This window comes from Paenibacillus sp. FSL H8-0315 (assembly GCF_038005365.1).
Classification (GTDB): domain Bacteria; phylum Bacillota; class Bacilli; order Paenibacillales; family Paenibacillaceae; genus Paenibacillus_AQ; species Paenibacillus_AQ odorifer.
Map to the genome: position 1 here is coordinate 2,923,613 of NZ_JBBOTA010000001.1, position 20,177 is coordinate 2,943,789.

Genomic DNA, 20,177 nt, shown 5'->3' on the forward strand with positions numbered 1-20,177 from the left:
ATCGTTCAAAGCATTATTCTCCATTATCCATATTATCCATCAAGTCAGCTTGTTCAGCGATTGAAAGGGCTGAGATAATTTCAGTGATTTCTCCGTTCATAACCTGCTCCAAACGGTGCAGTGTCAGGCCAATACGATGGTCTGTAACCCGGCTCTGCGGGAAGTTATACGTCCGAATGCGCTCACTACGGTCACCCGTACCTACTTTGCTCTTCCGTTCCCCAGCATACTTCGCTTCTTCTTCCTGCCGTTTCATATCAGAGATACGGGCACGAAGCACTTGCAGCGCTTTTTCTTTATTGGAGTTCTGTGACTTACCGTCCTGACAGGTAGCAACGATGCCTGTAGGTACATGGGTTACACGTACTGCAGACTTGGTCGTATTTACAGACTGTCCGCCTGCACCACTTGAACAGAAGGTATCCACGCGAATATCTTTATCATGGATCTCGATCTCAAAAGCCTCAGCTTCCGGCATCACAGACACCGTAGAAGTAGAGGTATGAATACGACCTCCGGATTCGGTCGCTGGGATACGTTGTACGCGATGCGCACCACTTTCGTATTTCAGCTTACTGTATGCACCACGGCCGTTAATAAGGAAGATTACCTCTTTGAATCCACCAAGATCACTCGCGTTAACATCCATTAACTCAACGCGCCATCCTTGTGCATCAGCATAACGAGTGTACATCCGGTAAAGATCTGAAGCGAACAATGCTGCTTCATCTCCACCCGCTGCACCACGAATTTCAACGATTACGTTCTTATCATCATTCGGGTCTTTAGGCAGCAGCAATACGCGGATTCTCTCTTCCAGCTCCACTTGACGTTTGGAAAGGTCATCAATTTCCATCTTGACCATTTCTTTCATCTCATCATCAAGCTTTTCGCCTTGCATCTGCTTAGCAGCTTCAAGCTCTTCCATTACACTCTTATATTCAGTATACGCCTCAAATGCGGGCTGTAGGTCTGATTGTTCTTTGGAATAGTCCCTCAGTTTCTTACTGTCGTTTGCAACATCCGGATCACAAAGCAGTTCACTGAGCTTCTCATAGCGGTCCGCCAGGGATTGCAATCGGTCCAACAAGGGAATTCACCTCTCCTGATTCAATTTCAAATTCGCAAATATAACATCAAATTTGTACTGTCATAAAAATAGATATACGACTTTATATTATACCAAAGATATTGTGAAATGGCTACAGTTCCGTACGCACAATACCTTAATAAAAAGCTTATATTTTTAAAAAGGATCATCCCAGCAATAGAAACTCCCACTGCTCGAGATGACCCCTTTATCATTCGTACACTTAAAACTTCTTAAACGTTAAAACGGAAATGCATTACGTCGCCGTCTTGCACCAAATATTCTTTACCTTCAAGACGTAGTTGACCACGTTCCTTCGCACCGTTCATGGAACCAGCTGCCACAAGATCCGCGTAAGCCACTACTTCAGCACGGATAAATCCGCGTTCGAAATCTGTATGAATCACACCGGCAGCTCCAGGTGCCTTGGTGCCGCGGTGAATCGTCCACGCCCGAACTTCCTGAACGCCTGCTGTGAAATACGTATACAAGCCAAGCAGTTTATAAGCCGCTTTAATCAACCGGTTAAGGCCGGATTCTTCCAGTCCCAGCTCTTCCAGGAACATAGCTTTATCTTCGCCTTCAAGCTCAGCAATTTCTGCTTCCACCTTAGCACTGATCGGAACCACTTCTGCACCTTCAGTAGCTGCAAAATCGCGAACTTGCTGTACATAAGGATTGTCCTCAGCACTTGCCACTTCATCTTCACTTACATTCGCCGCATACAGCACTGGCTTCAATGTTAACAGATGAAGATCGCGGATAATAAGCTTCTCGTCATCAGACAATTCTATACTGCGTGCAGGTTTATCTTCGTAGAGCACTTCTTTGACGCGTTCTAGCAGTTCAACTTCTTGAGCGTATTTCTTGTCGCCGCCTTTGATATTCTTACGGGAACGCTCAATCCGCTTCTCAATGCTCTCAATATCAGCAAGAATCAGCTCCAGATTAATGGTCTGGATGTCGCTGATCGGATTTACTTTTCCATCAACGTGGGTAACGTTCTCATCTTCAAAACAACGAACCACATGCACGATAGCATCTACTTCACGGATATGGGCCAGGAACTTGTTGCCTAGTCCTTCTCCTTTACTCGCACCACGCACGAGACCCGCAATATCAACAAATTCAAAAGCAGTAGGTACGGTCTTGTTCGGCTGTACCAGCTCAGTCAGTTTATCAAGACGTTCATCTGGAACTTCAACAACACCAACGTTAGGGTCAATGGTACAAAAAGGGTAGTTAGCGGATTCTGCTCCCGCTTGCGTTATCGCATTAAACAATGTGGATTTTCCTACGTTAGGAAGTCCGACGATTCCAGCTTTCAAAGCCATTTATATGACAACTCCTATTTTCAGCTAAATTGATCATCCGAATAAGCTATACGATCTAAACCATTATATATTAGAACATATTCGCCAGCAACACCGGATGTCAAGCAGATGTGTCCGAACGCGCAAGCTCTAATACCTTTTTTATCGCCGGCTGGTCCAGTAATGGCTTAGATTTATCTGGATCAACCTCCACATCAGGCACAGTCTTTACCTCTTCATTACAACTTCCATCAGAATTCAGACCCATTTCAAAGGAAAACCTGAATACATAACCGCTATTTGGCAATGCAACAACAAGCGGATCTATCCCTAGTCCATCCCCACCTGTCCTGCCGCCTACAACCGTTGCAAACCCGGTGCCTTTTGCAAAGGCTGCAAGACCTTCCGCTGATGAATACACAGAGCTATCTACCAGCAAATAGATTTTCCCTTCAAATCCAACAGATTTATTAGGAGTTACTACATCATTTATTTTTCTATATGTCTTGAACATCTTTAAAGCCTCAGATGGCAGATTAGGCAGTTGCTCATCTTTGATGCCGGAAATAGGTTGTTGCCCGGCTGTGATCTGACGTGCCTGCATAAAAGTCTCCGCATATTTGCCTCTTGTATAAAGGAAGTAAGTATTATATTCGATAGGTTTATTAATCAACAGAGGAACAATATGAATTCTCCAATAATTACTGTTTCCTCCGCCATTTCCGCGGATATCTAATATTAAGGTCTTATAGTCCTTTACCTCTATTAAAAAATCATGGATCTCGGAGCTGTCCATCTCCATGAGACTCCCGTCAAAGCTTTGCATGCCGAGATAAGCGATTCGATCGGGCTCTATAATGACTTTTTTTACATTCCCAGAAGTCTTTTTTGTTACATCTCCTACTCCATCTCCACCATTATGCATATCATTATTGAGTTCATTAGAGCTTTGCTGCTCCGCTAAAGGTTTCTGGTTGTAACGGGCCAATACGTTAGGCTGTTGAACCACGTCGATCCAAGGTTCATAACCAAAACCTGCTTGAACATAGGTATGTAGATACCAAGGATATTCCTCCTTGGATATAAAATTCGTATGCCCATTGTTTAATCTGCTAAGGACAAATCTCATTCGTCTCAAAAACTCATCATCCGATTTCACGGCTGCTATTTTATTGCGGTATTCCTCTTTTTTAGCAAGCCAATCCTCTCCATTGAGACGTTTATTCACCTCTAGGAAAGGATAGTTCTCCTCAATAATCTTCCACATATAATCAAAATCCTCTAGCCTTTTTTCTACTGTCAATGAAGGCAACGCTACTTTCGATTGTTCTTCAACTACAGCTGAAGAGGCTAGCGGTGCAACCGGACTTGCCTGGACTTGCTCAGACTCAGATTTCTTCTTTCCTGGTAAATCGCCACTGTTGCAGCTAACCAGTAATAGTAATACTACTGCGGAAACAACCACCCACGATACAGTCCTTGGCCTCACCTTAATCCCCCCTTTTCTCTCTTTATGACTCAATCTATTTTCAGGAATTTATTTTTAATCATATTTTCCTAATCATCCTAAATCAAATATATTTATCACAATTATTTACATAATAATTCAGTAGAAAAACAAAAAAAGACCTCTTTCGAGGTCCTCACACTTATGGACTACAGATCTTTAGACATCGTGATGTCAGTTACGATATACCCCATTTTTTTGTATAGCTCAAATGCGCGATTGTTCTGGCCGAAGACGTGCAACCCGATTTTGGTAACATTCATCTCCCGGGCTTCTTCATCGAGTGCGATCATAGCCTGCTTGCCATAACCCTTACTCTGGAACGGTTCAAAAACATAAAAATCATAAATGAAAGCCTCGCGGCCACCACGGCCTTCACTTACGTTAAACCAGATATAACCCACCTGTTCATCACTGCTTATTTCTACTATGGAATATAGATAAGCACCATCTGTGTGCAGCCCTTTTGGCAAAGAGCGTGTTATAGCTTCCTCAGACAGCTTCATCGCGATCTCTGGATCCCAAGCACCGGCGCTGATCTTATCTTCCGCATAATCCCGGGTAGCTTGACCTAAGAAAAATTGAAAGGCCGACTCATCCATATGGATCAGTTTAATCATAATCTTACTCACTTCCTCGCTTCAATATTTACCATCCTATTTACGTATTAAACGGGAAGTTCCACGTAAAGTTGCTAAATCTGGAGCGCCAATACCAAACATTGCTATTTTTAGCTCCAGTTCTACCTGTGCTAATGCAGCATCCAGCGCCTCTTCAGAATCGACAGCCGGCCCTAACAGATTGCGGCCAAAGCCTGCCAGATCAGCTCCAAGTGCCAATGCTTTCGCTGCATCCACGCCATGTTTCAGTCCGCCGCTGCCAATCAAAGCGCCCTGCGGAGAAACTGCGCGCACCTCTGTGATACAATCAGCTGTTGGAGTGCCCCAATCTGCGAAAGCCTCCGCCGCTGCCCGCCGTATAGGATCTACACTGCGGAACTTCTCCACCTGACTCCAAGATGTCCCGCCTGCACCCGCAACATCAATAAAAGCCGCTCCTGCATCATAAAGACGTGCAGCTGCATCTCCATCAATGCCCCAGCCTACTTCTTTCACACCTACAGGGACCTCAAGTGCCCGGCATACCTTCTCTATCTGCGATAGCAAAGAGGCAAAACCAGTGTTCCCTTCCGGTTGAAAGACCTCTTGCAGGCCATTCAGATGCAGTACAAGAAAATCAGCACCTGCGATATCCACAGCCCGGCGACATTCCTCAATCCCAAAACCATAGGACAGCTGTACAGCACCAATATTGGCGATAACCGGAATATCAGGCGCTTGATCCCGCACATAAAAGGTTGCCGTAAGCTCAGAACGCTCCACTGCCGCCCGAACCGAACCTACACCCAGCGCCCAACCACGACGCTGCGCAGCTGCGGCTAACCGGGCATTAATCGCTCCTGTAGCTGCACTGCCACCTGTCATCGAGCTGATGAGCAGCGGTGTACGCAGCTTACGATCCAAAAACGTAGTCTGCAATGATATATCGTCGAAATTCAGCTCTGGCAGAGCATTATGCTGAAATCTGTAATGTTCAAACCCTGTAGTCACACCGACGCCACCTACTTCTTCATTTAGGCAAAGCCGTACATGTTCAATTTTGCGTTCGCCTGTCTTCGATGTAGGCAATAAAGATCTTTTGTCAGAAGCCTCTGCAGCCGGTAGGTCCTTGCCATGATCTGCGCCAGACTGCCTAGTCGCATCATATGGCACGGCCTCTTCTGGCGTATGATTCATGCTGCGTTCCTCCTATTTCCAAACTCGATTTATTATAACATATCCCTACAGATGAATTTACAATATGAGGTTAGCGATTACAATTCTCCGGTTTCGTAATCATTAATTTCATAAACATCGTACTAATTGCTCAAACTCATTATAGCTAGCCGAATGTTATTTCATTACTGTTAAGGATATTTGGGCTGCTTCATTTCGCTCCACTAGGTGTTAATAGGTTGGTAATACACCGGAGCATAACAATCACAAGGAAGTGCTCTGCAATAATTTCAGGAGGAACTTCCATGAATTCAGATCGTCAGCAACCCGTTCACCCCTATAAACCTAAAGAAATAAACTACTCTCCCGGTTTAACTACGAAGAAACGTTCCGGTTCACGCCGCCGTACAATGGTGTTATGGGCTGTCTTCATTCTAATTCTCTGGCTAATCGGCGTAATGACTTACCAGACCCACAAACCTTTACCCCGCGGCATTTCCTATGAAAGCCCTATATACAAAACCAATCATGTATCCTTCTGGCACGACCTGACCTATTCGGACGGTACAGCCACGGGCACTCAAGAGAGTCAGATTCTTTCGAGGATTCTACAAATTATCGAGGAGTCCAAAGAATTTTTGGTGATTGACCTCTTTCTTTTCAATGATTATACCCATAAAGATCAGTCATTTCCTCCGGTCAGCCGAATGTTGACGGACAAGCTTATTTTACAAAAAACAACTTATCCTGAGATGGAGATCGTCTTCATTACAGATGAGGTTAATACCAATTACAACTCTGCACCCAATCATCTTCTGGAAGAATTGAAGGCTGCGGGGATTAAAGTGATTTTGACCGATGTAAATGCTCTACGCGATTCTACGCCTGCTTATTCCGCTGTCTGGCGTACCTTTATTCAATGGTTCGGACAGTCGGGCGAAGGCCGGATTCCCAATCTTATGGCCAGCGGAGGACCGGATATTACCGCACGTTCTTATTTGAAGCTACTTAATGTGAAGGCTAACCACCGTAAGGTAGTTGTTAGTGAGAATACCGCTCTAGTCTCCTCAGGAAATATCCATGATGCCAGCGCCTATCATTCCAATATCGCTCTGGAAGTACAAGGCCCAATTATTGCTGATATTCTCCAGACGGAACAAGCCGCGGCCAATCTTTCGGATGCAGGGCCACTACTCACTTATGAGCCAGACTTCACCAAAGAGAAGGATCAGCACTCTGAAGAATCTATGGAGGTCCGCTATTTAACGGAAGGAAAGGTATATAAATATGCACGGCAAGCCCTTCAATCTGCGCAGAAGGGTGACACCATTTGGATGGGTATGTTCTACCTTGCCGATGATGCCATTCTCGATGAATTGGTAGAGGCTACCAAACGAGGGGCTACGGTAAAATTGATACTGGACCCCAATCAGAACGCCTTCGGCCGTGATAAAATCGGCATTCCTAACCGTCCAGTTGCCATGAACTTGAACAAGCGTACAAACGGAGAGATCTCTATTCGCTGGTACAATACGACCAAAGAGCAATATCATCCAAAGTTGCTCTTCATTGCCAAACAGACTGGAAGTTCCATCATACTTGGCGGTTCCACCAATTTTACGACACGCAATCTGGATGACTACAACCTGGAGAATAATCTGTGGGTATCTGTAAAACAAGATCAGCCTCTTTATACCGAGATGGAAACCTACTTCAATCGACTGTGGAATAACGAGGACCATGAGTATACTCTGCCTCTTGAAGCTTATCAGGGGGAAGTAACTTGGTTCAAGTACATTCTGTTCCGGTTGCAGACCACCTTGGGTTTAACCACTTTTTAAAGCAAAAACCACCGCAGATGAGGGATAACACCCTCTGCGGTGGTTTTTGGGTTATAGTAACGGTGACATAAGCCGAGCAGCAGATTCCAGTATACGGATCACCATACGCTTATTCATAAATTCCTCATGCTCAATTAAGCTGGTAGATAATAAATCCCGTTCAAAATCAGCAACAATACGAGCAACGCTCTCCGTCTGAATCAGTAGTGCATTCACTTCAAAGTTAAGGTGGAAGCTGCGCATATCCATATTGGCCGTGCCAATGGTCGCTATTTCACCATCAACGATAAGCAGTTTCGAGTGGATAAATCCCTTTTCATATTCATAAATCTTCACGCCAGCTTCCAGCAACGCCGGAAAATAAGAGTGTGAAGCCAGAAACGGAATCCATTTATCCGGCTTAGCCGGAAATAACAATCGCACATCTAAACCAGAAACAGCAGCTACACGCAGTGCAGTTAAGATGTCCTCATCAGGAATAAAATATGGACTGGCAATCCACACCGATTTCTCGGCAGAAGTGATCATGGAGAAGAAAATGTTTTTGAGCGCACGACGTTCGTTATCCGGCCCACTAGCAATAATCTGTACGGCACCATCACCTGTCATAAAGCGAAGCTGCGGAGTAAGATAGTCTTGCTCCAGTATTTTTTCGCCCGTAGTGTGCATCCAATCTTGCAGGAAAATAATTTGCATCGTCCGTACCGCTTCGCCTCTAACCAACATATGTGTGTCACGCCAAAATCCATAAGTCTTACTGCGGCTTAAATATTCATCGCCTACATTGAGACCCCCCATGAATCCGACATCGCCGTCGATCACAACAATCTTACGGTGATTCCGGTAATTCACACGGCTGGAAAAAAAGGATGTTGAATTTCCATACGAAGCCACCTGAACCCCGGCATCACTCATTTCCTTCAAAAAAGCTTTGGAAAGCTGAAAACTGCCAACGGCATCATACATAAATCTGACTGCAACACCGGCGCGAGCTTTATCGATCAGAATTTGTTTAATGCGTGTTCCAATGTGGTCCGCCCGGAAGATGTAATACTCCATATGAATGTGATGTTTAGCTTGACGGAGCTCCAACAATAACGTACCAAACGTCTCTTCACCATTAGTGAGGATACGTGTTTCTGATGCGAAGGAAATAGGAGTACGTGCTAAAGTTTTGGATAACAGCAGCAGTTTTTGGCGCGAGGGATCAAAGACTGACCAATCTTGGTGCGTACGTAAAGCGTCATTCTCAATTCTTTCGTAGGCCATAAGGTCTCTTTGTGCCTTTTTATCATATTTACGGCGTTTGAACACATTTTGCCCAAATAGAAAATAGAAGACCAGTCCCAGCACCGGGATCAACGCAAGCAATAAGATCCATGACATTGTTGTAGAAGGATTACGGTTCTCCATAAAAATAGCCAAGCTAATCGAAATCACTGTCAGAGTGGAGAAGATACTAATAATCGTTCCCGCAGTACTCCCAAAAATGCCGAAACCAAAATAATAAAATGCTATGAATGCCCCAATGATAATTATAGATTGAAGTCCTCTTCTCATACTCTACCTACCTTCTTATTCATACAAGCAACACGAAATTGACACATTTTATATATTACATGAAGAACACATTTCTTCCTAGCAAATTACTGTTTAAAATCTATTTACGACAAAAATGTAACCCTTCTGTTCCGATATTTGTAATGCCTGGTTGTATAGAATATAATTATTTTGACCAACTAGTCAATTATAGAACCGGGTAGTCAGAAAGGAGGTTAATCCTTTAATGAATGATAAAACTGTTGATAAGCAGGAGCAGATTATTAAGATTGCTATGCAGTTATTCGCTGTAAAAGGCTCCTCGTCCACATCCATGCAAGAGATAGCTGAATTATGCGGGATTTCGAAGGGCAGTTTATATCTGGTATTTAAATCAAAAGAAGAACTGGAGCGCAGTATCTTCCTTTATTGTTATCGGATGATTCGGGATCCCTTGTTACGTGAAGAACAGGAAACCCGACGAACACCACGTGAGAAGCTTAGGAATCAGATAGAAATTCTGCTAAGTCATGTGTACGAATTACGTGAGTTCTTGCAGCGTCAAATTCAGGAGGTTGCGGGCAAAGGATTTGATACTGAAGTCCCGGACTGGCTGCGTAGAAACAACGCTTCCTTCTTAAGATGGTTCCAGGTAAAAATGGAGTTGCTCTACGGAAAAGACGTCGTTCCCTATACCGGAGATTTATGTATGATCGGACATGGTCTCATCAAATCTTATATTGCGGTTATTTTTCGTAAGGATACGCAGGTACCTATTGCCGATATGGCGGATCATCTAATGAATTTAATGGATATGATCGTGTCTGGCTTGCTTACTAGTAAACAGGCTCCACTAATCAACTCTGCTACTTTAGCAAACTGGATGGCGGAGAATGAGGAGAACAAACGAAAAAATCCATTACAGTTCATTAAAGAAATGAAGACTGCGATCAGTAAACTAGATAGTATAGCATCCGAAGAAGCAGCCGATCTGCTGGAATCGCTCAACATTCTGGAAGGTGAAGTGCTTATCCCTCACCCGCGAAAAGCAATCATTCAGGGGATGCTGTCCAACCTCCAATCCTGCTCTGAGCTCACAGCAGAATTGGAAGAGCTGAGGAAGCTAATTGCCTCAATTCCGCACAATTCATGTGTATTTCGTTAATTGACTCTAAGAAGAGTTCGGTAGAGAGAAAGTCATGGATAGTGAGTATTATGATTTTTTATAATGGCGCCCTATTTCGTAAAGAAGAGGGCCGAGAGGAGCAGAAACGAAACTTATGAAAAGCTTAATTAATTTCTCGCTCAGGAACAAATTTGCCATTTGGCTTCTGACGATAATTATTGTGTTTGCCGGTTTATATAGCGGACTGACGATGAAGCAAGAAACCTTGCCTAATATTAGTATACCCTATCTTAGCGTAACAACCATTTATCCGGGGGCCGCACCAGAAGGCGTCGTTAATGATGTCAGCAAACCGTTGGAGCAAAAGCTCCGCAATGTGGATGGTGTAAAGACGATCACCTCCACTTCTTTGGAGAATGCCTCCAGTATCCAAATTGAATTCGATTATGGAACAAATCTGGATAATGCTACAGCAGCAGTGCGCGAATCACTAAATGAAGTCTCATTGCCAGACAATGTGCAGAAGCCTTCCATTTCCCGCTTTAGTCTTAGCTCAATGCCTGTTGTCTCCCTCAGTCTTTCTAACGGGGATACCCAGGATCTTGAGGAACTGACCCGTATTGCTGAGAACGATATTCGCCCGGCCCTGGAGGATGTTGAGGGTGTCGCTTCTATCCAAATCTCTGGTCAATACGTCAAAGAAGTATCACTCAAATTCAATCAAGATAAGCTTAATCAATATGGACTGACCGAAGATACCGTTAAAGGTATCATTCAAGGCTCTTCCCTCCGTGTTCCCCTCGGACTATTCGAGATGGACAAGGCTCAAAAGGCAGTTGTCGTGGATGGCAACATCACTACCGTTGAGGATCTTAAAAATGTGACCATTCCGGTAATGCCAACTGGCGCTAACGCTGCTGGTGCTGGAGCTACTGGAGCTACTGGAGCTGCCGGCGTTGATGCTGGTGCTGCTAACGGAGCTGCTGGTGCTGGAAATGCTGTTCCTGGCGGAGCTGCAAGTATGGGACTTCCAACCGTGAAGCTCGGAGAGCTGGCCACGATTGAGGTTGTGGGCAATTCCGAATCCATCTCCCGTACAAATGGTAAAGAATCGATCGGTATTCAGATTGTCAAAGCCAATGATGCCAACACTGTTGATGTTGTAAATGGCGTTAAAGACAAAACTGAAGAATTAAAAGCACAATATAAAGGCATTGACCTTACTGTTCTACTTGACCAAGGTAAGCCCATTGAGGACTCCGTAAATACGATGTTGTCCAAAGCGGTATTTGGTGCCTTATTCGCAGTAATTATCATTTTGGTGTTCCTGCGGAATATTCGTTCGACGATTATTTCTATCATCTCTATTCCATTATCCCTGCTGATCGCAGTGCTGTGTCTGCGGCAGATGGACATTACGCTTAATATGATGACACTGGGAGCGATGACGGTCGCGATTGGGCGGGTAGTCGATGACTCGATTGTAGTCATAGAGAACATATATCGACGGCTCTCCTTATCTGGTGAGAAACTGAAGGGTAGAGAATTAATCAGTGCGGCCACACGTGAAATGTTCGTGCCTATCATGTCCTCTACAATTGTAACCATCGCGGTGTTCTTACCACTTGCTTTGGTTAGTGGTATGGTTGGTGAGCTGTTCTTGCCTTTCGCTCTAACCATGGTCTTCGCCCTGCTCGCTTCATTAGTAGTTGCGATTACCCTAGTTCCTGCAATGGCTCACTCGTTGTTCCGTAATGGATTGAAAGGTAAAAAAACTCACAGCGAGAAACCAGACAAACTTTCTGCTGGTTATCAAAAGATTCTGAACTGGTGTCTTTCTCATAAGCTCGTTACTTTTGGAGTTGCCGTTCTTCTCCTTGCAGGCAGCTTGTTCTTAATCAAACCTATTGGGGTAAGCTTTATGCCATCCCAAGAGGATAAAACCGTAATGCTTACTTATTCACCAAAGGCTGGACAACGGATTGAGGAAGTTCAAGAGCAAGGTCTGAAAGCTGAAAAATACATTTTAGCGCAGAAGCATATAGACAAAATGCAATATTCCATTGGCGGCGGAAGCCCGATGGGTATGGGTGGATCCAGCAATTCAGGACTATTTTTCATCGTTTATGATAGTGACACTCCTGATTTTGAAGCTGTTAAAGAGAAGCTTATTGAAGGTTTGACCGCAGAAGTGCCAGATGGTGTATGGGGTGACATGTCCGCTCTGATGAGTGGAGGCATGGGTGGAAGCACTCTGACCGTGAATGTATTCGGAGATGAACTGGATCAGCTGAAGCCAGTCGCGGATGAGATTGCCTCAATCGTACAGGCTGACACCACTAATTTCAAAGACGCAGAAACAAGTCTCAAGGAAGCTTACGATCAATATACGATTGTAGCGGATCAACAGAAGCTTAGCTCCCTTGGACTTACAGCCGGACAAATTGCGATGAAGCTGAGTCCAGCAGGCACACGTCCAGTGCTCACAGAAGTAGAATTGGACGGCAAGAACTACAAAGTCTATATCGAAACAGATAAAGAAACGTACAAGAGTATTAAAGAAATGGAAGAGGCTACTTTGACTTCCCCACTAGGCATCTCCGTGCCAATCGGGCAAGTCGCTAAAATTGAAAATGGCTCCTCCCCTGACTCGATTACTCGTATGGACGGTAAAATGAAGGTAGATGTTACTGCCGAAATTATTTCGAGTGACGTGAATAGCGCTTCGAACAGCGTGAAAGAAAAAATAGACGCTATGGAATTGCCTGATGGTGTAACTGTTACCTTCGGCGGTGTAACCGAGCAGATCAATGATACGTTTGGTCAATTAGGAATTGCTATGGCGGCTGCTATTGCCATCGTATACTTCGTGCTTGTGGTTACATTTGGCGGTGGATTAGCACCATTCGCTATCCTGTTCTCACTTCCTTTCACAGTGATCGGGGTACTCGTTGCCCTTCTGATCGCTGGAGAAACCTTAAACGTGTCCTCGCTCATGGGTGCGCTGATGTTGATTGGTATCGTAGTAACGAATGCGATTGTCCTTATCGACCGCGTTATTCATAAGGAAAAAGAAGGACTCACTACGCGTCAAGCCTTGCTTGAAGCAGGTGGCACACGTTTACGTCCAATCCTGATGACTGCACTTGCAACGATCGGTGCATTGCTGCCATTGGTTACTGGACTTGAAAACAGTGCAGGAATTATCTCCAAGGGCCTCGGCGTGACCGTAATCGGTGGTTTGGTCAGTTCCACGCTTCTGACACTTGTAGTAGTGCCAGTCGTGTATGAATTCCTGATGAAATTCCGCAGCAAAAAGGTAATTGATTAGAACTATGATGTGAACAAGTAAATAGGCTCACACGAGAGGCTGTCTCCAAAGTAGTGAATTCTACTTATGAGGCAGCTTCTTTTTTTAGTAAAAGGCTGCACAGCGGATTCTTGCCTTAGCCAATAGACTGTGTGCTGTGCCAATTGTTCAACGCCATTAGGTTGGGTGGTGAGTAGGGAGAGTTGAGCGGTGAAAAATACGTGATGAGTGATAGCTAATGTACTGTGGGTGCTGTATGATATGCGGTGGACGAAGTACCGTGGGTGATGTGCGGAGTGGATCTTAAACTAATTAGGGCGAAAATCCCTGAAAAAAGCCAATATTCGCTCTAAATGAACGAAATTAGGGAATTCCTCCCTGATAATAAGGGGGATTTCTTTAATTACCGCCGAATCAGCTATATTTTAGGGAGGTTTTCCCTAATTATTAGTCTAATGACCAGAAACTCTAGAATTTCAGGGAGAAACTGCCCAATTATTCTATCGGCACTTGAGTTAGGCAACAATAAGGCGCTTCGGTTGGTACTTCAATTACTACTTCAGTTGGTGCTTCAGCCTCTACTTCTATCGGAGTTTAATTAGATCATCACTAGGATGCTTCCCACGGTACTTCTATTTGTGCTTCTACAGAGCTTCTATTAAAGCTTCATATCTACTTGACCAGCACGCAAAAGCCCGACCTATCAATTAGGCCGGGCTTTCTAATATTAAATGCTTGTAGCTGCACTGCTCTCCAATGAAGCTCTCCAGGAACGAAGCATTTGCAGATCAAGTGGCAGAAACTCCTCAAGCATATGTGAGAGACCTAGATATAGCGGACTATCCGTTGCTGCATTCAGTTTCTGACAGAACTGCGGTGTCCATTGCAGTAGATGCTTTTCCAAAAAGGACTCCTGAATATCAAGTAGCTCCATAGCACTTCTTATTGAAAAGCTATTGTAAAGCATACGCTCATGCATGACTGCCATAAATTCGAGCTCAATAGCAATATGATCATCGGCTTCACCATTACACTTATTGAATACAATTCCAGCGGAGGTGTACACATCCGCAAGCACGTTACAGAAATCCTCCGAGCGTCCTAAAATCGCTGCTTCGCGCAATTTAAAAGAACTAACGGACTGTTCTTGCATAAGCCGTTTATATTCTTTGCTCTCTTTCTCGCATATCATTGGCAGCTTGTTCGGTTCCTGACTCAAATAGCGCTTCAGCTCCCGACCGCCTTCCGTCATCTCAGCCGCTACACTCATCTGGCGATTGCGGCTCCATTGAGCCACTAGAGAGAGTGATGGTTTTCTACCCAAAAAATCCACTAAAAGCTGATATATTAATCCCCGACTTTCCAACCAACGGCTAAAAGCCTCCGGAACGGTGAGCGATGGAACAGTATGTGTACTCATTTTGCAAATCCTCCTCAATGGTTTCCCGGTCACTCTCCGTCACATTACCGACGTGCGGTTTCCGGTATCCTATCTGTTTTCGCAAAAGTGAACGTTAAAACTAATCCGCACCTAGATTATATCGGATATTAAAAGCGCTTTCCGTGAGCATTCTATGTCTAAAAACTTTATTTGTCGTACTTTTGTCACACTTTCCGTTGTTCAATATGCGTTATCTTCTTATCTAGTTTGTCCAGTTTTATGTAATGAAACCCTGTCGTCCAGAACTTTGCTCATTGACGTGAATCCAAGCGATCTTTAAAATTCTAAACAAGTATAAACATCTTCGCGTTCTGTCCTATTAGGGACGTTATGCGTGTATACGAGAAAGTATAAGAGCAATTTATCAGCCAGATTTAAAGGAAGGGAGCAACGCCATGGAGCCGCTGACGGACCCTTTTGGACGTTTACACGATTACATCCGCATTTCGGTTACCGACCGCTGCAACCTGCGTTGCATCTATTGTATGCCAGCGGAAGGGATGCAATTCCAACCGCAGGACGAGATTTTGAGTTACGAGGAAATTACCGCAGTCGTTAAGTCGCTAGCCCCTCTTGGATTACGTAAAGTACGACTAACTGGTGGAGAACCTCTTGTCCGCAAAGATCTGGAAAAGCTTGTTGCTATGATATCTGCGATCCCAGGTATAGAAGATATTTCGCTGACTACAAATGGTTTAATGCTTCCAGCCAAAGCAGCACAGCTAAAAGAAGCCGGTCTGTCACGGGTAAACATCAGCCTAGACTCCTTACGGCAGGATCGATTTTCTATGATTACTCGTGGCGGCGAAGTCGCCAAGGTATTAAAGGGGATCGAGGCCGCACAAGCCGCCGGACTTCAACCGATAAAGCTTAACGTTGTATTGATGAAAGGAATTAATGACGACGAAATCAAAGACTTCATCTCCCTTACGCTGGAGAGTCCTCTAAATGTACGCTTTATAGAATACATGCCGATTGGCAGTGCTACTGATGCTTGGCGCCAAACTTATCTGCCTCTGGAAAGGGTTGTAGAAGCTTGTACTGAGGCTGGTTGGGAAACGGAAGCGGCAGAAATGCCCTCCGGGAATGGCCCTTCCCAGAATCGGCGGGTTGTCGGAGCCCCTGGTACATTCGGCCTGATTCATCCGGTGAGCGAGCACTTCTGCGATAATTGCAACCGCCTGAGACTTACCGCAGATGGGCACATCAAAGCTTGCCTATATTGGGCAGATGAATACAATGTCCGTCCTTTAATAAGAGATCCTGCTGCTGTGCAGGCCTTATTCCGGAAAGCGCTGGGCAACAAACCCCATAATCATGAAATGGCCTTAGCTCTGGAGAAAAAAGCACAGAGCCACACGCCGACAGCTCGGCGCATGTCTCAAATTGGTGGATAAACGTCCATCCCGGTATTATAGTTCCTCTTTTAATTGCATAAATACAAAAAACGCCGCTTTCCCACTGAACGATCTGGGAAAGCGGCGTTGTGCTTAAAGCTTAGCGATGAGCTATTCAATCACTATTAGAGAGATAGAGCTTCGAGCAGCTTAGAAATAGTCGCCGCCGCCTCGGCTCTTGTAGCCTTTTTCTCAGGACGGAAGGTATTGTCTTCGAATCCACCCAGAATACCGGCTTCAGCTGTTTTTCACATACAGCAAGTTTATTTCATTCGTACTGGCAAGCTCACCTTGAACGCTGTCCCTTCCCCCGGGCGACTATTTGCAGTTACCTTACCTTCATGCAGCTCAACGATTTTTTTAACCAATGACAGACCTAGTCCACTACCGCCACCACTTGCGGTTCTAGCTTTATCTGCCTTATAGAAACGCTCGAAAATCCGAGGCAGATCTTCCTCCGAGATGCCAATCCCGCTATCTTGAATCTCCACCTCTACCTGCTCATCCACCATGCGAAGGCTAATATGGATGCAACCGTTCTGCGGAGTAAACTTGATACTGTTATGCAGCAGATTAGTCCAAACCTGACTCATTAAATCTTTTACAGCAGATACATTCACTTCTTCCAGTTCAGCCTCTACCTCTATTTTTTTCTCCAACCACTGTGGTTCAGAAGCCAGAATCGTATCTCTAAGCTGCTTATCCAGGCGGTAAATCTGATTTTCAAACGGAAAATTGCCCGATTCAAGCGCGGACAGCTTCAATAAATTATCACTGAGCCCAGATACACGGGTACTCTCAGCCACTATAATATTAAGGTAGTGCCTCCTGCTCTTCACACTCAGAGTTTCATCCTGCAGTGCAAGAGCAAACCCCCGAATAGAGGTTAGCGGAGATTGAATTTCATGCGATACATTAGAGATAAAATCCTGACGCATGGTCTCCATCTGGCTCAGTTCGCTGGCCATTACGTTGATACTCTCTACAATCTCACCGAAATCACCGTAGTCCTTAGTATTATCCAGTACCACATTGAAATCACCCTTAGCAATCCGCCCTAAACCTTCGATAATCGATTTATAAAAAACACGTTCCCAGCCCCGGAATAACTTGGAGGTTACCAATGCCATCAAAAACAAAATCACAATTCCGACCATCACGCCGATTAACTGGGTCAAATACTCCGAAGAGGGGCGTCCAACCCTGCCATATATCCAGTTCATCAAGAAATAAGCTGCACTCCAGCTAATCCCAACACCACCGAAGTAAATAAAAGTCATCCCAATCCGCTTAAGAAGCTCCTTAAACCGGTTCATGCCTCTGCCTCCAGCCGATAGCCTAATCCGCGGATGGTACGAATAACAAACCCGTATTTATCAGGAGCGAACCGTTCGCGTAAACGGTTGATATGCACATCGAGCGTCCGCTCATTCCCTTCAAAATCATAACCCCATATCTCTTCGATTAGCCTGTCTCTAGTCAATGTCTGCCCCGGATAGCTGCCCAGCTTAAATAACAGCTCAAATTCCTTAAGCGGCAAGGTGACTTCTCCATACGCTGAGGATACCTCGTAGGTTTTACGATTCATTCGCAGCCGGCCAATCCCCACACTTTGTGCAGCAGAGATTTGGTAACGTTTGAGCAGCGCCTTTACTCGCGCAATAAGCACCACTGGCTCAAAGGGTTTGACGAGATAGTCATCACTTCCCAGCTCAAAGCCCTTCACAATTTGTGAGGTCTCTCCCTTAGCCGTCAGCATCAATATCGGAAAATCATAGGTTTGGCGCATCTTCCGGCACAGCTCCCAGCCATCCAAATTGGGCATCATCACATCAATAATGGCTAAGTCTATGTTATGGCTCTCCAGAATCTGAAGAGCCTCCAGTCCATCAGAAGCTCCATAGATGTCATCCATCCCCTCAGCTCTCAGAAATACTTCTACCAATTCGCGGATGTGCGGATCGTCGTCCGCTACTAGTATTTTTGTCATGTATCACTGGAGCCTCCTCTTTATTGTCTTGAATCTCAAGGTTATTCATCTGCAGCTGCTGGGTGGCAAATTCACGATATAGCTCATGGTTTTCCAGCAGTTCTTCATGTCTTCCCATCCCGGTAATCTGGCCCTTTTCCATAAAAATAATCTGCTCAGCATTTACAACAGTAGCCAAACGGTGCGCAATTACAATCGTAGTCCGGCCCTTCATCAAATTGGACAGTGCCTTCTGCACTACGGCCTCTGATTGGCTATCCAGACTGGAGGTCGCCTCATCAAGCATAAGAATCTTTGGATTCCGCAGCAGCGCTCTAGCAATAGCAATCCGTTGCCGCTGTCCACCCGAGAGCTTCACACCTCTCTCACCGACATCCGTATTATATCCTTCAGGAAGCTCATCGATAAAGCCATCTGCATAAGCCATTGCTGCTGCTGCGCGCATCTCCTCCATGCTAACGTCTCGATCCAATCCATAGGTTAAATTCTCAGCAATCGTACCTGCCAACAATGGGCTTTCCTGTGAGACGTACCCGATCAGTTTCCGCCATGAGCGTAATGAGAAGGTTGACACTGGTTTATCGCCTAGCTTAACCATACCTTTCTGAGGCTCATAGAATCGTTCGAGCAGTGAAAATAATGTAGTCTTGCCTCCCCCGCTCGGTCCAACAATAGCCGTCACCTGACCCGGAAGCATCCGGAAGCTTACATCGGTTAGCACATTCTCACCATTTTTATATCCAAAGCTTAGATCTTCTACCGAGATCGGACCCTCTGCACCGTTCGCCTCTTCCTGGCCCTTATATACCTCCTCTTCTGCTGCCAGGGTTTCAATAATGCGCTCTGATGCCCCTTTAGCTTTCTGAATCTGTGTAAAGAACGTGGTCAATTGAGTAAGCGGCATAATAATCTGAATAAGATACAGGATAAAGGCTACCAGCTCTCCAGCTGTCAAAGCACCGGAAGATACCTGCATTCCGCCATAACCGATAATGACCACAAGTAACATCATAAAGACAAAAGAGACAAGTGGACTGATCATAGCGCTGATTTTGCCTTCACGAATGCCAAAGGAGAGCAGGTTCATAATTCCGGTTTTGCCTGCTTCGTACTCTTTTTTCTCTGCACCCGACGATTTCACCAGACGGATCTCTGACAATACACCACTAAGTGTGGCGGTAAAAGAAGCTGTTTCGTCCTGCATGCCTTTGGAGATTTTGTACATCTGCCGTCCAAGCGGCACCAAAATCAACGCAGATAGTGGAAGAACGGTGAACAGAACAAGCGTCATCTTCCAGTTCAAAAATAAAAGCACAGCAATGGAGCCCACAATGGAAATCACTCCGGTAAATAAGCTGGCCAGATGTTCAGAGATCAGCGTTTTGATGATCCCTGTATCATTCGTCATCCGGCTGACGCTTTCTCCTGTCCGATTATCATTGTAATAAGCTACTGGCAACACTAAAAATTTACGCCATAACCGGTCACGAAGACCTGCAACCATCTTCTGGCCTACATAATTCAGCAGATAGATAGAGATTCCCCCGGCGATCGTCTGCGCGATAAAAGCACCCGCTATGCCCACAATTTGCAGCTTGCTGACAGAAGCCAAAGAAAAGCCATCCACCAGATTTTTGGTGAACATTGGGATCACCAGACTAACCAATGTCGAGATCATGCTTAGTGCAATGGCTATTGCCAATAAGCCGTATGAAGGCTTGGTTTCTTTTAATAATGTGAGGAATGGCTTCAGCGCCGTTTTCCCCTTAGCTTCGGATTTTTTCATGCAAAAACTCCCCTTTTCTTGGTGAATCTGCGAGAAGAGTGTATCATCTCTGTTTCGCTTAA

The 20,177-nt window shown here is 45.0% G+C and carries 15 protein-coding genes; 4 read left to right on the top strand and 11 right to left on the bottom strand.

Features of this window, described 5'->3' with window-relative positions; translation table 11 throughout:
* Positions 1-13 precede the first annotated feature (13 nt).
* The 5 genes from prfA to fni form a co-directional block, all read right to left on the bottom strand.
* On the bottom strand, positions 14-1,090 hold the full coding sequence (gene prfA, locus MHB56_RS12745; protein ID WP_036681601.1) for a peptide chain release factor 1: 1,077 nt from the start codon (positions 1,088-1,090) through the stop codon (positions 14-16).
* A 233-nt stretch (positions 1,091-1,323) separates the two neighbouring features.
* Entirely contained in the window at positions 1,324-2,424 is a 1,101-nt protein-coding gene (gene ychF / locus MHB56_RS12750; protein WP_341143638.1) for a redox-regulated ATPase YchF, read from the bottom strand.
* A 100-nt stretch (positions 2,425-2,524) separates the two neighbouring features.
* Complete coding sequence (locus MHB56_RS12755; protein ID WP_312151055.1) at positions 2,525-3,892, bottom strand: S41 family peptidase; 1,368 nt, start codon at positions 3,890-3,892, stop codon at positions 2,525-2,527.
* A 167-nt stretch (positions 3,893-4,059) separates the two neighbouring features.
* Positions 4,060-4,530: a GNAT family N-acetyltransferase gene (locus MHB56_RS12760; protein WP_232061473.1), complete on the bottom strand. Its 471-nt coding sequence runs from the start codon at positions 4,528-4,530 to the stop codon at positions 4,060-4,062.
* A gap of 36 nt (positions 4,531-4,566) precedes the next feature.
* A complete protein-coding gene (fni, locus tag MHB56_RS12765; protein WP_081391782.1) occupies positions 4,567-5,706 on the bottom strand; it encodes a type 2 isopentenyl-diphosphate Delta-isomerase in 1,140 nt (379 codons plus the stop codon).
* Positions 5,707-6,095: 389 nt separating this feature from the next.
* Here fni and MHB56_RS12770 point away from each other — a divergent pair, with 389 nt between their 5' ends.
* A complete protein-coding gene (locus MHB56_RS12770; RefSeq protein ID WP_428323534.1) occupies positions 6,096-7,526 on the top strand; it encodes a phospholipase D family protein in 1,431 nt (476 codons plus the stop codon).
* A 51-nt stretch (positions 7,527-7,577) separates the two neighbouring features.
* Here MHB56_RS12770 and cls read toward each other — a convergent pair whose 3' ends face one another.
* Complete coding sequence (cls, locus tag MHB56_RS12775; RefSeq protein ID WP_076123942.1) at positions 7,578-9,086, bottom strand: cardiolipin synthase; 1,509 nt, start codon at positions 9,084-9,086, stop codon at positions 7,578-7,580.
* Between the two features lie 226 nt (positions 9,087-9,312).
* Here cls and MHB56_RS12780 point away from each other — a divergent pair, with 226 nt between their 5' ends.
* Positions 9,313-10,230, top strand: a complete 918-nt coding sequence (locus MHB56_RS12780) for a TetR/AcrR family transcriptional regulator (protein WP_341143639.1) — start codon at positions 9,313-9,315, stop codon at positions 10,228-10,230.
* Between the two features lie 115 nt (positions 10,231-10,345).
* Positions 10,346-13,522 carry an efflux RND transporter permease subunit gene (locus MHB56_RS12785; protein ID WP_341143640.1) on the top strand — a complete coding sequence of 1,059 codons (3,177 nt, stop codon included), beginning with the start codon at positions 10,346-10,348 and terminating at the stop codon, positions 13,520-13,522.
* A gap of 706 nt (positions 13,523-14,228) precedes the next feature.
* Here MHB56_RS12785 and MHB56_RS12790 read toward each other — a convergent pair.
* On the bottom strand, positions 14,229-14,921 hold the full coding sequence (locus tag MHB56_RS12790; RefSeq protein ID WP_076123947.1) for a TorD/DmsD family molecular chaperone: 693 nt from the start codon (positions 14,919-14,921) through the stop codon (positions 14,229-14,231).
* Between the two features lie 416 nt (positions 14,922-15,337).
* On the opposite strand from MHB56_RS12790, the gene moaA reads away from it, so the two are divergent.
* Positions 15,338-16,339 carry a GTP 3',8-cyclase MoaA gene (gene moaA, locus MHB56_RS12795; protein WP_341143641.1) on the top strand — a complete coding sequence of 334 codons (1,002 nt, stop codon included), beginning with the start codon at positions 15,338-15,340 and terminating at the stop codon, positions 16,337-16,339.
* A gap of 125 nt (positions 16,340-16,464) precedes the next feature.
* Here moaA and MHB56_RS29855 read toward each other — a convergent pair whose 3' ends face one another.
* The 4 genes from MHB56_RS29855 to MHB56_RS12810 are packed head-to-tail and all read right to left on the bottom strand — an operon-like array spanning position 16,465 to position 20,115.
* Positions 16,465-16,569 (bottom strand): S-layer homology domain-containing protein, encoded by a 105-nt coding sequence (locus MHB56_RS29855; protein ID WP_081383200.1) that lies wholly within the window; start codon positions 16,567-16,569, stop codon positions 16,465-16,467.
* A 33-nt stretch (positions 16,570-16,602) separates the two neighbouring features.
* Positions 16,603-17,655: a HAMP domain-containing sensor histidine kinase gene (locus MHB56_RS12800; RefSeq protein ID WP_340393023.1), complete on the bottom strand. Its 1,053-nt coding sequence runs from the start codon at positions 17,653-17,655 to the stop codon at positions 16,603-16,605.
* Entirely contained in the window at positions 17,652-18,329 is a 678-nt protein-coding gene (locus tag MHB56_RS12805; RefSeq protein ID WP_076123953.1) for a response regulator transcription factor, read from the bottom strand. The genes MHB56_RS12800 and MHB56_RS12805 overlap by 4 nt, the downstream gene beginning before the upstream one ends.
* The gene (locus MHB56_RS12810; RefSeq protein WP_341143642.1) at positions 18,259-20,115 is read right to left on the bottom strand and encodes an ABC transporter ATP-binding protein; all 1,857 of its coding nucleotides are present in this window, start codon (positions 20,113-20,115) and stop codon (positions 18,259-18,261) included. Before MHB56_RS12810 ends, MHB56_RS12805 begins: the two co-directional genes overlap by 71 nt.
* Positions 20,116-20,177 lie beyond the last annotated feature (62 nt).